At 70.2% G+C, this 13,203-nt stretch carries 13 protein-coding genes; 2 read left to right on the plus strand and 11 right to left on the minus strand.

Going from position 1 to position 13,203, the window contains the following annotated elements; genetic code table 11:
* Position 1 precedes the first annotated feature (1 nt).
* The 7 genes from ACLQ3B_RS06650 to ACLQ3B_RS06680 form a co-directional block, all read right to left on the minus strand.
* Complete coding sequence (locus ACLQ3B_RS06650; protein WP_425778324.1) at positions 2-1,378, minus strand: ABC transporter permease; 1,377 nt, start codon at positions 1,376-1,378, stop codon at positions 2-4.
* Entirely contained in the window at positions 1,375-3,036 is a 1,662-nt protein-coding gene (locus ACLQ3B_RS06655) for an ABC transporter ATP-binding protein (protein ID WP_425779796.1), read from the minus strand. The genes ACLQ3B_RS06650 and ACLQ3B_RS06655 overlap by 4 nt, the downstream gene beginning before the upstream one ends.
* A 189-nt stretch (positions 3,037-3,225) precedes the next feature.
* The gene (locus ACLQ3B_RS06660) at positions 3,226-4,293 is read right to left on the minus strand and encodes a BMP family lipoprotein (RefSeq protein ID WP_425779798.1); all 1,068 of its coding nucleotides are present in this window, start codon (positions 4,291-4,293) and stop codon (positions 3,226-3,228) included.
* Between the two features lie 276 nt (positions 4,294-4,569).
* A complete protein-coding gene (locus tag ACLQ3B_RS06665) occupies positions 4,570-4,911 on the minus strand; it encodes a hypothetical protein (protein WP_091397247.1) in 342 nt (113 codons plus the stop codon).
* A gap of 68 nt (positions 4,912-4,979) precedes the next feature.
* Positions 4,980-6,350 (minus strand): hypothetical protein, encoded by a 1,371-nt coding sequence (locus ACLQ3B_RS06670; RefSeq protein WP_425778326.1) that lies wholly within the window; start codon positions 6,348-6,350, stop codon positions 4,980-4,982.
* Between the two features lie 4 nt (positions 6,351-6,354).
* Complete coding sequence (locus ACLQ3B_RS06675) at positions 6,355-6,768, minus strand: hypothetical protein (RefSeq protein WP_425778328.1); 414 nt, start codon at positions 6,766-6,768, stop codon at positions 6,355-6,357.
* Positions 6,765-7,487, minus strand: a complete 723-nt coding sequence (locus tag ACLQ3B_RS06680; protein ID WP_425778330.1) for a glycosyltransferase family 2 protein — start codon at positions 7,485-7,487, stop codon at positions 6,765-6,767. Before ACLQ3B_RS06680 ends, ACLQ3B_RS06675 begins: the two co-directional genes overlap by 4 nt.
* 339 nt (positions 7,488-7,826) lie before the next feature.
* Between ACLQ3B_RS06680 and ACLQ3B_RS06685 the strand changes: the two genes are divergently transcribed.
* Both ACLQ3B_RS06685 and ACLQ3B_RS06690 read left to right on the plus strand, forming a co-directional pair.
* Positions 7,827-8,873, plus strand: a complete 1,047-nt coding sequence (locus ACLQ3B_RS06685) for a LacI family DNA-binding transcriptional regulator (protein ID WP_425778332.1) — start codon at positions 7,827-7,829, stop codon at positions 8,871-8,873.
* A gap of 32 nt (positions 8,874-8,905) precedes the next feature.
* On the plus strand, positions 8,906-10,540 hold the full coding sequence (locus ACLQ3B_RS06690; protein WP_425778334.1) for a glycoside hydrolase family 13 protein: 1,635 nt from the start codon (positions 8,906-8,908) through the stop codon (positions 10,538-10,540).
* A 181-nt stretch (positions 10,541-10,721) separates the two neighbouring features.
* On the opposite strand, the gene ACLQ3B_RS06695 is transcribed toward ACLQ3B_RS06690, so the two are convergent.
* From ACLQ3B_RS06695 to ACLQ3B_RS06710, 4 genes are all read right to left on the minus strand, one after another.
* A complete protein-coding gene (locus ACLQ3B_RS06695) occupies positions 10,722-11,159 on the minus strand; it encodes a hypothetical protein (RefSeq protein ID WP_425778335.1) in 438 nt (145 codons plus the stop codon).
* 81 nt (positions 11,160-11,240) lie between these two features.
* The gene (locus tag ACLQ3B_RS06700) at positions 11,241-11,627 is read right to left on the minus strand and encodes a GntR family transcriptional regulator (protein WP_425778336.1); all 387 of its coding nucleotides are present in this window, start codon (positions 11,625-11,627) and stop codon (positions 11,241-11,243) included.
* Positions 11,627-12,553: a YihY/virulence factor BrkB family protein gene (locus ACLQ3B_RS06705; RefSeq protein ID WP_425778338.1), complete on the minus strand. Its 927-nt coding sequence runs from the start codon at positions 12,551-12,553 to the stop codon at positions 11,627-11,629. Before ACLQ3B_RS06705 ends, ACLQ3B_RS06700 begins: the two co-directional genes overlap by 1 nt.
* 78 nt (positions 12,554-12,631) lie before the next feature.
* A complete protein-coding gene (locus ACLQ3B_RS06710) occupies positions 12,632-13,201 on the minus strand; it encodes a 2'-5' RNA ligase family protein (RefSeq protein ID WP_425778340.1) in 570 nt (189 codons plus the stop codon).
* Positions 13,202-13,203 lie beyond the last annotated feature (2 nt).

Raw genomic sequence — 13,203 nt, forward strand, 5'->3', positions numbered from 1 at the left:
GTTACCAGCCCTTCGCCAGGCTCGTCTGCAACCGGGCGGCGCGTGCGGCCCGGAGCTGGAAGATCGCCTTCACCAGGGCCGGCGCGGCGATGAAGATGACGATCAGCGCCTGGAGCACGGTCACCAGCTCCAGCGAGATCCCGGAGTACGACTGCATCCGGTTACCACCGGCCTGCAGCGCCCCGAACAGCAGCGCGGCGAGCAACACCCCCCAGGGCTTCACCCGCCCCAGCAGTGCCACCAGGATGCCGTCGAAGCCGATCTGCGCGACCACCAGCGGGGTCAACGCGCTGGCGGTGGAGCCGAGCACCATGTTCGAGCCGCCGAGGCCCGCCAGGATGCCGGCGAAGACCATGATCAGGATGTACGTCCGGGTGACGCTGATGCCCGCGGTCCGGGCGGCGTCCGGGTTGGCGCCGACCGCGCGCAGCTCGAACCCGAGCGTCGAGCGGTTGAGCAACCAGGCGACCGCCCAGGTGGCCAGCACGGCGAGCAGGATTCCGGCGTGCACCCGCAGGTTGTCGCCGAGCAGTCGGGGCAGCTGGGCGGAGGTGTCCACCGCCTTGCTGATCGCGTCGGTACGGGTCGGGTCCTGCACGCCGTTCTGCACGATCAACCAGGTGAGGAAGTACGTGGCGACGTAGTTGAGCATGATCGTGTTGATCACCTCGTGCGCGCCGGCACGGGCCTTGAGGATGCCGGGGATGAAACCCCAGATCGCTCCACCCAGCGCGCCGGCCAGCACCGCCACCAGCAGGTGCAGGCCGGGCGGCAACGGCAGCAGGAAACCGGCCAGCGCCGCCATGATGACGCCGATGGTGGCCTGCCCCTGGGCGCCGATGTTGAACAGGCCGCCACGGAAGGCCAGCGCCACCGACAGACCGGTGAAGACCAACGGCGCCGCGTAGGTCAGCGTCTCCGAGATCGGCGCGAGCACGGCCTGCCAGCCGTTGGCGCCGTCCAACCAGCCGGAGAACGCCTCCGGGTCGAAGATCGAACCCTTGAACAGGTTCGCGTACGCCTCGCTGACGAGCGTCCAGCTGGAGGTGATCGCGTCGGACGGGCGGGAGGTGATGTACGAGTAGGTGGAGAGCACGGCCGGATCAGAAATGATCATCAGTACCGCGCCGACCACGATCGCCAGCACCAACGACAGCAGTGTCACCGTGAAGGTGTTGGCCGCCCAGAGGTTGTCCAGGAACAACCGGCCCAGGCTCGGCTTCGCCTCCGGCGTCGGGTCCGGCTTCGCCGCCGAGCGGTCCGGCTCGGTCGCCACCTCGGCCCGTTCGGTGTTGCCGAGCGCGTTCTGCGCGGCCTGCGCCTCGCTCACCGGCTCCTTGTCCGGCGAGCCGGACTGCGGGTTGGGGGGATTGGTCATGCCTTGTCCTCGCTCGCGGAGCCCGCGTCGCCTGCCGGGCTCCCGTCTGGCACGCCGGGCTTGTCGGCGGCGGGCGCCGCACCGGGCTTGTCGGCGGCGGGCGCCGCACCGGGCTTGTCGGCGGCGGGTGCTGCGGTGGCGTCGTGGGCCTCGTCCGGGCTGATGCCGGCCATCAGCAGACCGATCTCCTCACGCGGGGTGTCCGGTCCGACGATGCCGATGATCCGACCTCGGTACATCACCGCGATCCGGTCGGCCAGCCCGATCACCTCGTCGAGTTCGCTGGAGACCACCATGACGGCGGTGCCGATGTCCCGCTCGTGGATGATCTGGCTGTGGATGAACTCGATCGACCCCACGTCGACGCCACGTGTCGGCTGGGCGGCGATGAAGAGCTTCAGCGGCCGGGACAGCTCCCGGGCCACGATCACCTTCTGCTGGTTGCCGCCGGAGAGGGTGCCCACCGCCGCGTCGGCCGATGAGGTACGGACGTCGAACTGCTCGATCCGCTCCTTCGCCGAGGCGGCGATCGCGTCCGGCTTCAGCGCGAGCCCGGCACCGAACGGCGGCCGGTCGTAGATGTCCAGCACCAGGTTCTCCGCGACGCTGAACTCCTTGACCAGGCCGTCCACGCTGCGGTCCTCGGGCACGTAGCCGACGCCCGCCCGGAGCACCTTCTTGGGCTTCCAACCGTCGATCCGGTCGCCGACCAGGCTGACCGTGCCGGCGAGCACCGGGCGCAGGCCCATGATCGCCTCGATCAGCTCGGTCTGACCGTTGCCCTGTACGCCCGCCACGCCGAGCACCTCGCCGGCGCGCACGGTCAGGTCGATGCCGTCGACCGCGCGGATCTGCCGGTCGTCGTCGACGACCAGCCCGGCCACCTCCAGCACCGGGTCGCCCGGCGTGGCCGGGGACTTGTCCACGGTGAGCCGGACGTTGCGCCCGACCATGAGCGCGGCCAGCTCGTCCCGGCTGGCCTCCGGCGAGGCGGTGCCCACGGTCTTTCCGCGTCGGATCACGGTGATCCGGTCGGCGATGGCCTTGACCTCGCCGAGCTTGTGGGTGATGAAGACGATCGACTTGCCGGCCGCCTTGAGCGACCGCATGACCGTCAGCAGTTCCTCGGTCTCCTGGGGGGTGAGCACCGCGGTCGGCTCGTCCAGGATCAGCAGGTCGACGTCGCGGGTGAGCGCCTTGACGATCTCGACGCGCTGCTGGATGCCGACCGGCAGGTCCTCGATCACCGCGTCCGGGTCGACCCGCAGGTTGTAGCGCTCGGACACCTCGGTGACCTCGCGCCGGGCCCGACGCCGGTCCAGGAAGCCGGCGATGCCGCCCCGGACCTGCTCGGCGCCGAGCATGATGTTTTCGGCGACGGTGAAGACCGGCACCAGCATGAAGTGCTGGTGCACCATGCCGATTCCGGCCCCGATCGCGTCGGACGGGCCCTTCAGCTTCAACGGCTTGCCGTCGACCAGGATCTCGCCCTCGTCGGGCTGGTACAGCCCGTAGAGCACGTTCATCAGGGTCGACTTGCCCGCGCCGTTCTCGCCGAGGAGGGCGTGGATCTCTCCAGGCTCCACCGTCAGGTCGATGTGATCGTTGGCGACCAGATCACCGAACCGCTTGGTGATGCCGCGCAGTTCGAGTCTCAGCGCAACCTCCTGGAGTGCGAGCGATGGTGCAGCGTAGCTGCCGTCGACCCGGCCCGAGCGGCCCGGTTGACGTGGTGCGCGATCGGCCGCTCCGACCCCACGGTCACCCGCGGGGCCAGAGCGGCCGGTCGGTCGTACCTGTCCCCTGCCGACCTCTCCGATGATCTCACCGGAGCGGTCGGCCGGTTGTCACTTGGTCGGCTGGGCCTTCGAGGTGACGGTGATGGTGCCGGCGGCGATGTCCGCCTTGATCTTGTCGATCTCGGTCTTCAGCTCGGCCGGAACCTTGCTGTCGAAGTCGTGGTACGGGGCGATCGAGACACCGTTGTTGGCCAGGGTGCCGACGAAGCCCGGCTTGGCCGGCAGCTTGTCACCAGCGGCGGCCTTCACCACGGCCTCCTTGACGGCCTCCGGGATGTTCTTGACGACGGTGGTGATGATCGCCGAGCAGTCCGGGGTGCTCTGGCAGCCGTCGACGTCCACCCAGATGGTGTTGTACTTGCCACCCGACGCCTTGGCGGCGGCGGTGGTGCCGAGGCCGGACCCGCCGGCAACCGGCATGATGATGTCCGCGCCCTGGGCGACCAGCGCGTCGGAGACCTTCTTGCCCTCGTCCTGCTTGTCGAAGGCGTTCGAGAAGGAGCCCTTCTGGGTTTCCTTGTTCCAACCGAGCGCCTGGACGTTCTTCTTCTTGGTGGTGTTGAAGTACGCCACGCCGTCGACGAAGCCATCCATGAAGATGGTCACCGGCGGGATCGGCACGGCACCGTAGGTGGCCACCTTGCCGCTCTTGCTCATCCCGGCGGCCAGGTAGCCGGCCTGGAACGCGGCCTGCGCCGTGTCGAACTGCATCGGGTAGATGTTGTCCAGACCCGGGTCGGAGTCGACGATGCCGAACTCCTGGTTCGGGTTCGCCGCCGCGATCTTCTTGGTGGCGTCGGCCATCAGACCACCGACGGCCAGGATGAAGTCGCACTTCTGGTTGACGAACTGCGTCAGGTTCGGCTCGTAGTCCGCCTGCGCCTTCGACGCCACGAACTTGATGTCGATGTTGTCGTTGGCGGCCTTGGCGTCCTTCAGACCCTGCCAGGCCGAGGTGTTGAACGACTTGTCGTCGATGCCGCCGACGTCGGTCACCATGCAGGCGCTGAACTTCTTGGCGCCACTGCCGGCGTTGTTGTCATCCTTGGGGGCCTCGCCACAAGCGGCGGCGGTGAGCGCGAGCCCACCAACCGCGAAGATCGAGGCGATCCGCATCCCACGCACCGAACGCAAGACGTCTCCTTCCCATTGCACACCGCGCCTAATGCGGTGGCAGCCCATCAGCCGACCTGCGGTATGCCGCCGGCTGTCCCACGTTACGGACGGGAGCGTACGCCCGCGCCCACCCACCGGCCGACAATCGTGCACGACTGTTGAGCGCCTGTTACCCGGGTGTAACCCTTGCGTGGGGCACGTCACTCTTCGTGCTGGTAACCGAGCGCCAGTGCGTCCGCAACGTCCGTTTTCTGGAGGCGTTTTCCTCCTCGGACGTTACCGCCAAAAGACCGCGACCGCCGCGTTGACCAGGGTCAGACCGACGATCGCGAGGAAATGACCGCGGTTGACCACGTCCCGCTTCCGGGAGAAGAAGACCATGACGAAGATCAGCAGCGCGATCACCAACTTCGTCACAAGTTTTGCCGGTGCCGGCTCGTCGCCGTCGCGCAACGGCGCGGACAGGCCCAGCCCGGTCAGCAACTGGATCACCGCGCCCCACAGCATGGCCGGGTTGATCCGCAGCCGACCGCTGGCGTACTGCGCGATCGAGCCGCCGAGCAGCAGGGCGAACCCGATCAGATGGACGTAGAGAAGGATGAGTCTGAGAGCTTCCACGGTCGCCATACTTCCCTATGAACGACGGATCGTAGTAGTGGGAACGCCGACGGGCGTGGATCAGCCGATCAACCGGTCGCCGTCGGGGTGGTACCCGACAGGGCCGGCTCGCGTGGCTGGTCGAGCACCGGTTGCGACTCCGCCCGGCCGTCAGCGCCGAACACGACGGCGACCCAGCCGGCAAGGCTCACCGCGGCCAGGAGCGTCACCGGCAGCGTCACCCGTTGCACCGAGGTCGCCAGCCACCACTGGATGTCGTTCGGGCCGGACAGGTAGGTCCCGACCAGAACGGTCAGGTAGTAGCCGTTGGCCGCCCACACCCAGCCGTCCGCCGCCAGCCCGACGGCACGGCGTCGCTCCCGCAGGAACAGGGTGCCGACCAGCGCCACCACCGCGGCACCCACCAGCACCGGGCCAAGCACGTCCCACAGCGCCGCGGCGGTGAACTGGAACCGCTCCACCAGCTCTCCGCTTCGGCCGGCCGAGGACCCGTTGGTGATGTCCGACTGGGCATCCAGCAGGCGAGCCAGCACCGCCCAGGCACCCCCGGCCAACACCGGCAGCCAGACCAGCGCGGCTCGTCGCAGGTCGGCGCGGGCCCGCACGGTGACCAGCAGGGCCAGGCCCGCGGCGGCGATCAGCCCCTCGTTCTTGGTGAGCGCCGCAACGGTCAACAGCAACAACGGCAACAGGGGCCGGCGCAGCGGGTCCGCACCGAGCAGCAGGGCCACCACCGCCCCGGCGAAGGCGGCGGACCAGAGCGCGTCGACGAGCCCACCGGTCACCGCGTACGGGACGTTCGACCAGGTCGCCAGGCCCACCGCGATGGCCAGCGCCCAGGCCACCCGCGCGGACACCCGACCCAGCGCCCGCCGGACCAGGTAGACAAGCATCGCGACCGCGGAGAAAGTGACCAGCGCGCCGACGAGCTGGGCGGTACGGAAGTCCGGTTCGACGACGCTCCACACGGCAGCGACGGGCGCGGAGGCCAACGGCGGGTAGTCGGTGTGCGAGAAGACGAGGGCCGGGTTGCCGATCGTCGCCCGCGCGTACTCGCTCCCGTTGGCGAAGTAACCGGCGTGCAGCCACCAGATGGAGTGCGCGTCCCACTGGGAGGCCGGTTCGAAGATCATGAGGCACGGCGGAAGCAGCGGTAGCGCGATCAGCAGCCCGTGCGACCACCTTCCGTACGGCGCCGATTCGCCGGGACGGCGCAGCAGCCACCAGGCGCCGGCCGCCGCGGTGGCCAGCACCAGGGCGATCCACAGCGGCAGCGGACCGCCGAGGACCAGCATCAGGACCACCGCGACCGTGCTCAGGAGCGCCGCCACCAGGGGCGCGAGGAGCAGGGCGAGGAAGGGGCTGCGCAGTATCGCGAAGGCCAGCGGGAATCCGGCGACGAGGAGGGCGAGGACGGCGGCAATCGGGGTGAGATCCATGTCGTCAGTCGACCTTCCGTACGACAAGTCGCACGCCCGGGCTGGTCGGATGCTTCCGCTGCACCGAGGCGACGCCCACCGAGTACTCCCACGGCGCCGTCCCCTGGACGACCACACATTCGCGCAGCACGGCGAGCTCACTCAATCGCTGACGCCACAGGCTGTCGTTGCTTCGGCCCGGGACGAGCGAGATCCGACTGCCCGCGGGCACCTGCTCGACGAACTGGCCCCAGAGCGCCTCCAGGTCGATCTGGTGCTGGAGTGCGGGGAGGTCATGTTCCCGGTCACCCATCAGGGCGACGCCGCGGCCGGTCGCCTGCACGGCGCCCTGAACGGTCAGGAGCAGGCAGCCCACCCCGACGAGTGCCACGACGACCCGGGCGATCGTGGTCGGGCCCCGGCGCTTCGTGGTCGTCATCGGTCAGCGAGCGTCTTGGCGGGGATGCCGCCGGGACGACGCCGGGCCCGTTCCCGACCCAGGATCCACAACGCCTCGACCCCGTTCCGCCAGGTGATCTTCTTGCCCTCGGCACGGCCCCGCGCCCGGTAGCTGATCGGCACGTCGTAGGGGCGGATCCGCCGCCGCAGCAGTTTGCCTGTCACCTCGGCCTCCATGCCGAACCCGCGGGACCTGATGTCCAGCGATCGGTACAGCTCCACCGGCATCAGTTTGAAACACGTCTCGAGATCAGCGATGTAGGAGTTGAACAAGACATTCGCCGCCGTGGTGACCCCACGGTTTCCGACCACGTACCAGAAGCTGTAGGCGCTGTGGCTGCCGAAGGTGCGGTTGCCGTAGACGACAGTCGCGTGCCCCTCCAGCACCGGCGCCAACAGCTTCGGAATGTCCTGTGGGTCGTACTCCAGGTCGGCGTCCAGGATCACCAAGTACTCGCCGTGGGCGCTGTCCACGGCCGTCCTGATCGCCGCACCCTTGCCCGCGTTGCGCGGGTGCGTCACGACCCGCAGCCGCGCGTCCTGCACCCGAGCGAGGATCTCCGCGGTCTCGTCGGTACTACCGTCGTCGACCACCACGATCTCGATCTCGCACGGGTACCGCACGGCGAGAGCCCGCTTCAGCGCCTCGGCGACGTGTTCCGCTTCGTTGTAGACCGGCATCAAGATCGACAGTTGCACGAGTGTCTCCCCGGGATGGGCACCGGATGGCGGATGAAGGGCGGCGGGCCACCAGCGGCTAGTGAAGCAGGCGTGCCACGGGTTCGCTGACCCGCTCTCGCTGAACGACGCGGCGCGCAACGCACCGGTGGCGCGGTGCCGAAGCACCCTACCGCGCGTCACCGGAGATCGATCGGCTGCGGTCTCGACCCTTGACGGCCACCGAGGTCAGCCCGGGGAGGATGCGCCGCGGGTCTCCGCGCTGTGGGCAGACCAGGGATCGCCGAGCAAGATGTTGCAAGCCGTGGAAGGAATTGCAGGGTGCCTCGCAAGAACTTTCCGGTGGGCTAAAGTGCCGCCATGCGCGCTCGACTGTCCGACATCGCCCAGCAGGCCGACGTCAGCGAGGCCACGGTGTCGCGGGTGCTCAACGACCGTCCCGGCGTGGCCGCGGACACCCGGCAGGCCGTCCTCACCGCGCTCGACGTGCTCGGGTACGAGCGCCCGGCCCGGCTGCGTAAGCGCAGCGCGGGGCTGGTCGGCCTGGTGGTGCCGGAGCTGGACAACCCGATCTTCCCCGCCTTCGCCCAGGTCATCGAGTCCACCCTGGCGCAGAGCGGGTTCACCCCGGTGCTCTGCACCCAGACCGCAGGCGGCGTGACCGAGGACGAGTACGTGGAGATGCTGCTGGACCGGCAGGTCTCCGGGATCGTCTTCGTCTCCGGCCTGCACGCCGACACCGCAGCCAACCACGACCGCTACCGGGCGCTGCTGGCCCGGCCGTTGCCGGTCGTGATGATCAACGGGTACGTGCCCGACATCGGCGCGCCCTTCGTCTCCTGTGACGATCGGGAGGCTGCCGAGCTGGCCGTCGCCCACCTGGTCGCGCTCGGGCACCGACGGATCGGCCTGATCACCGGCCCGGACCGGTTCGTTCCGGTGCGGCGCAAGGTGGCCGGCTGGCGTTCCGCGATGACCAGGCTGGCCGGCGTCGCCGAAGCCGACCTGGGTCCACTGGCCGAGTTGTCACTGTTCGGAGTGGAGGGTGGCGAGGCGGCGGCCGGTCGACTGCTGGACCGCGGTGTCACCGGCATCGTCTGCGGCTCCGACCTGATGGCGCTCGGCGCGATCCGGGCCGCCCGCCAACGCGGCCTCGACGTGCCCGATGGCCTCTCCGTGGTGGGTTATGACGACTCACCACTTATGGCATTCACCGACCCGCCGCTGACCACCATGCGGCAGCCGGTCGCCGCGATGGCGGTGGCCGCCGTCCGCGCCCTGGTGGACGAGATCAACGGGCACGGCGCCCCGCACTCGGAGTACCTGTTCCGACCGGAGCTGGTGGTGCGCGGCTCCACCGCGGTCGCGCCGAGTTCCACACGCCTCTCTTACGCAAGATCTGCTTGACTCTTGCAGCGACAGGCCGGCATATTGCTCGGATGATCAGCGCCGCCACCCCGCCGCCCGCCGCCGACGACGACTGGTGGCGCTCCGCGGTCGTCTACCAGGTGTACGTCCGCAGCTTCGCCGACAGCGACGGCGACGGCACCGGCGACCTCCAGGGCATCCGGCAGCGCCTGCCGTACCTTCGCGACCTGGGGGTGGACGCGCTCTGGCTGACCCCCTTCTACACCTCGCCGATGATCGACGGCGGGTACGACGTGGCCGACTACCGGGACGTCGACCCGATGTTCGGCACCCTCGACGACTTCGACGCGATGATCACCGACGCCCACGCGCACGGTCTGCGGATCATCGTCGATCTCGTGCCGAACCACACCTCCAGCGCGCACCACTGGTTCACCGCCGCGCTCGCCGCCGGGCCCGGCTCAGCGGAGCGGGCCCGCTACCTCTTCGCCGACGGCCAGGGCGCGCACGGCGAGTCGCCCCCGAACGACTGGGAGAGCATCTTCGGCGGCCCCGCCTGGACCCGGGTCGCGGACGGTCAGTGGTATCTGCACCTGTTCGACCCGTCGCAGCCGGACCTGAACTGGCGCCACCCCGAGGTCCGCGCCGAGTTCGAGGACGTGCTGCGGTTCTGGCTGGACCGGGGCGTGGACGGATTCCGCATCGACGTGGCCCACGGCATGATCAAGGCGGAGGGGCTGCCCGACGTCGGCTTCAGCTCGACGACCACCGGCCAGCGCCAGGTCGAACTGCTCGGCAAGGGCCGGCTGCCGTACTTCGACCAGGACGAGGTGCACGAGATCTACCGGGCCTGGCGACCCATCCTTGACAGCTACCCGGGCGGTCGGATGGCGGTCGCCGAGGCGTGGGCCGAGACGCCGCAGCGCCTGGCCCGCTACATCGGCCCGGACGAGTTGCACCAGGCGTTCAGCTTCGACTTCCTCGACGCCACCTGGTCGGCCGACTCGTTCCGCAAGGTGATCGACACCGCGTTGGCCGAGGCGACAGTGGTCGGGGCGCCGACCACCTGGGTGCTGTCCAACCACGACAAGCAGCGGCACGTCACCAGGTACGGCGACGGCGTCGAAGGGCTGCGCCGGGCCCGGGCCGCCAGCCTGCTGATGCTGGCCCTGCCCGGCTGCGCCTACCTCTACCAGGGCGAGGAACTGGGCCTGCCGGAGGTCCTCGACCTCCCCGACGAGCTGCGCCAGGATCCGGCGTTCCTGCGCACCGGCGAGAGCCGCGACGGCTGCCGGGTGCCCATCCCGTGGAGCGGCGAGGTGGCCCCGTACGGCTTCGGGCCGGCCGGCAGCGAGCTGAGCTGGCTACCCACCCCGGCGGCCTGGCGGGCGCTGTCGGTCGCGGCGCAGACCGACGTGCCCGGCAGCACCCTGGAGCTGTACCGGGCGGCGCTGCGGATCCGTCACGAGCATCCCGCGCTCGCGCTCGACGCCGACGGAGTCACCTGGCGGGAGAGCGAGCCGGGCGTGCTGGCCTTCTCCCGCACCGCCGGCGCAAGCGTGCTGACCTGCGTGGTCAACCTCAGCGGCGCCCCGGTCCTGATCCACGGGTACGGTCAGCCGCTCGTCGCCAGCGACGAGTTCACCGAGCAGGGCTCCGGCCATCTGCTGCCAATTGACGCGGCAGCCTGGTTGGAACAGCGCTGAACGGGTAACTCGTTCTCGACCTGGTCGTTCGTCGTGCCCCGCGCCGACGGGCGACTGGGCTACCGGCCCCTTGTGGTGGGGGGTGAGGTGCCACCGGCGCCACGCGGAGTCCGCTCCGCGTGGCGCCGGTGTCCGTGGGCGGGCCGGCTCTGGCCGCACGGCGCGCCGACCCGCTGACGTCTCACTTCGCGGTGAGCAACGCCGCGATCCGGGTGAAGCCGGCGCGGACCTCGGCCTCGGCCGGCGGTTCGGCGGGCTCACCGTGGCCCGCCTCGTCGGCTGCCGCGTCCAACTCCTCGTCGATCACGTCCTCGAAGTCCCCGTACAGGTCGGCACCCTCCACCTGACGGGCCTCGTCCTCGGCGGCGACCTGCGCGGCGGCGATCTCGCTGCGGATCTCGTCGGGGGACAGGGCCGGCAGCAACGGCTCCACCACGGCCATCAGCTGCTCCTCGGCGACCACCGCCTCGGCCAGGGCCAACGCGTGCGGTCGCTCGTACGGCCCGCAGACCACCGGCTCCCACTCGTCGAGGTCACCGAGCGGACCGAAGGTGATGATCCACGGCAGGCCGAGGAGCGGTGAGTCCGGCGGGAGGTCCAGTGTCATGAGTGCGCCCACCGGCTCATCATGGTCCGCGAACGCGAGCGCCGACGCCGTTCTCCTCAGTTATCGCCCGTCCGACTGTCGATTCGCGGCCGGTCAGCCGGGGCGGACAGCGTCCAGGGCGGCGCGGACCAGGGCGAGCGCGGTGGTCGACGGCACGCCGAGCCGGGCCGCCTCGGCCGCGTAGCCGGCCGCCGCCCGCTGCAACCGGTCGACGGCGTCGTCCCGCCCGGGAGCGACGAAGGTGCCGTTGCGCCCCCGGGTCTCCAGCAGCCCGGCCGCCTCCAACTCCCGGTAGGCGCGGGCCACCGTGTTCGCGGCCAACCGCAGGTCGGCGGCGAGCTGCCGGACGGTGGGCAGCCGGTTGCCCACCGGCAGCCGCCCGTCGCCGATCAGCTCGGCGAGCTGCACCCGCACCTGCTCGTAAGGGGGCACCGACGAGTCCGGGTCGACCGAGATCAGCACCTGCGGGCCTTCCGTCATCAGCCCCCACCGCCCGGCGTGCCGGGATCGATGCCCTCGTCGACATCCTTCGGTGGCGCGGGGGTCTCCGCCAGGTCCACGACCCGGCCGTTGGTGCTGGTCGCGAGGAGCGCCGCGCCGAACAGCACCAGCTGGTTGAGCAGGTAGAGGTAGAGCAGCAGACCGACGGCGCCGGCCACCACGGTGTACGCCGGATTCCGCTCGGTCCGCACCACGTAGTACCGCCCGACGGTGTTCAGCAGCGTGATACCGATCGCCACCAGTAGCACCACCGGGCGCAGCCGGGACCGGCTCATCCGCAGCCGGGGCACGGCGAGCAGCAACGCGGCGGCGAGCACGGTGTTGACAAGCACGCTGAGCACCGCGCTGATCGTGGTCAGACCGACCGAGCCGGTGCTCCGCAGCAGGAAGCGCAGTAGCGACTCCAACGCGTCCACCGCCGCGACCGAGAGGCCGAGCAGCACGAAGACGCCGATCATCACGCCCAGGTCGACGAGCCGCCGCACCACCAGGTTGCCCGGCTGCTGGTTGAGCGCGTACATCAGCCGCTGCGAGGAACGGATGGCCTCCACCCAGCCGATCCCGGTGAAGACCAGGATGACCAGGCCGACCACACCGACCGTGCCGCTGGAGTTGGCGATCTGCTCGGCGTCCAGGAACGGCAGATTCTCCTTGAGGAAGTTGGCCGCCGCCGCGCTGACCTCGTCGTTGTCCTCCAGGATCGCGCCGAAGATGGAGAACGCGACCAGAGCGAGAGCGAACACCGCGAAGAAGCCGTAGTAGGCGATGGCGGCGGCCAGGCGGCCGGCCAGCACCTCGCCGTACAGCACGCCGGCCCGCCACACATGATCGAACAGCCCCGACCGGTGGCGCGCGGCGCTCACCCAGCGGTCGATGCCCGCCTCGATCTGGCCGATCACGTTCACGCGATCATCCTCGCCGATCTCCCACCGCTGTAGTGGCAACCGGCTTGCGGTGCTCGCCGGCCGGCGCGTCGCCGCGCTTCAGTTGCCGAGGCAGAAGTCCCGACGCGGCTGCCACCTGGCCTGCCCGCTGTGCGAGAAGAGGGTGAACGCGTCGACCTCGAACATCGCGGAGAAGTCGGCAAGGTCCTCGTACACCCTGTCCAGGGCGTCCGGCGCAACGTCCTGAGCCACGGTGACGTGCGGATGGTACGGGAAGCGGAGCTCGCGGTGTAGGCCCGGCGCCGCGGCGATGGCCGCGGCCAGCAGCTCGCATTCGCTGATCCCGGCCGCCACCGCGACGAACACCACCTGGGTGACCGGACGGAACGTGCCGGTGCCCCGCAGGTGCAGCGTGAACGGCAGGTGCGCGGCGGCGACAGCGGCCAGGTGCCGCTCGACCGCGGGCAGGTTTGCCGTTTGGATCTCGGTGGGACCGAGCAACGTCACGTGCGCGGGCACCGCCAGCGGATCACCGGCCTCGACCCGCCGCCGGGTGAGCTGGGCACCCCACGGTTCGGGGATGTCCACCGCGATGCCGATCTGGGTGGTGTCGCCGGTCGGCGGCACCCCGCCACTGCGATCCACGCTTCGCGCCGCCCCTCCGACCACCG

The sequence above is a fragment of the Micromonospora sp. DT53 genome, from assembly GCF_049841535.1.
In the GTDB taxonomy this organism is placed as follows: Bacteria; Actinomycetota; Actinomycetes; order Mycobacteriales; family Micromonosporaceae; genus Micromonospora.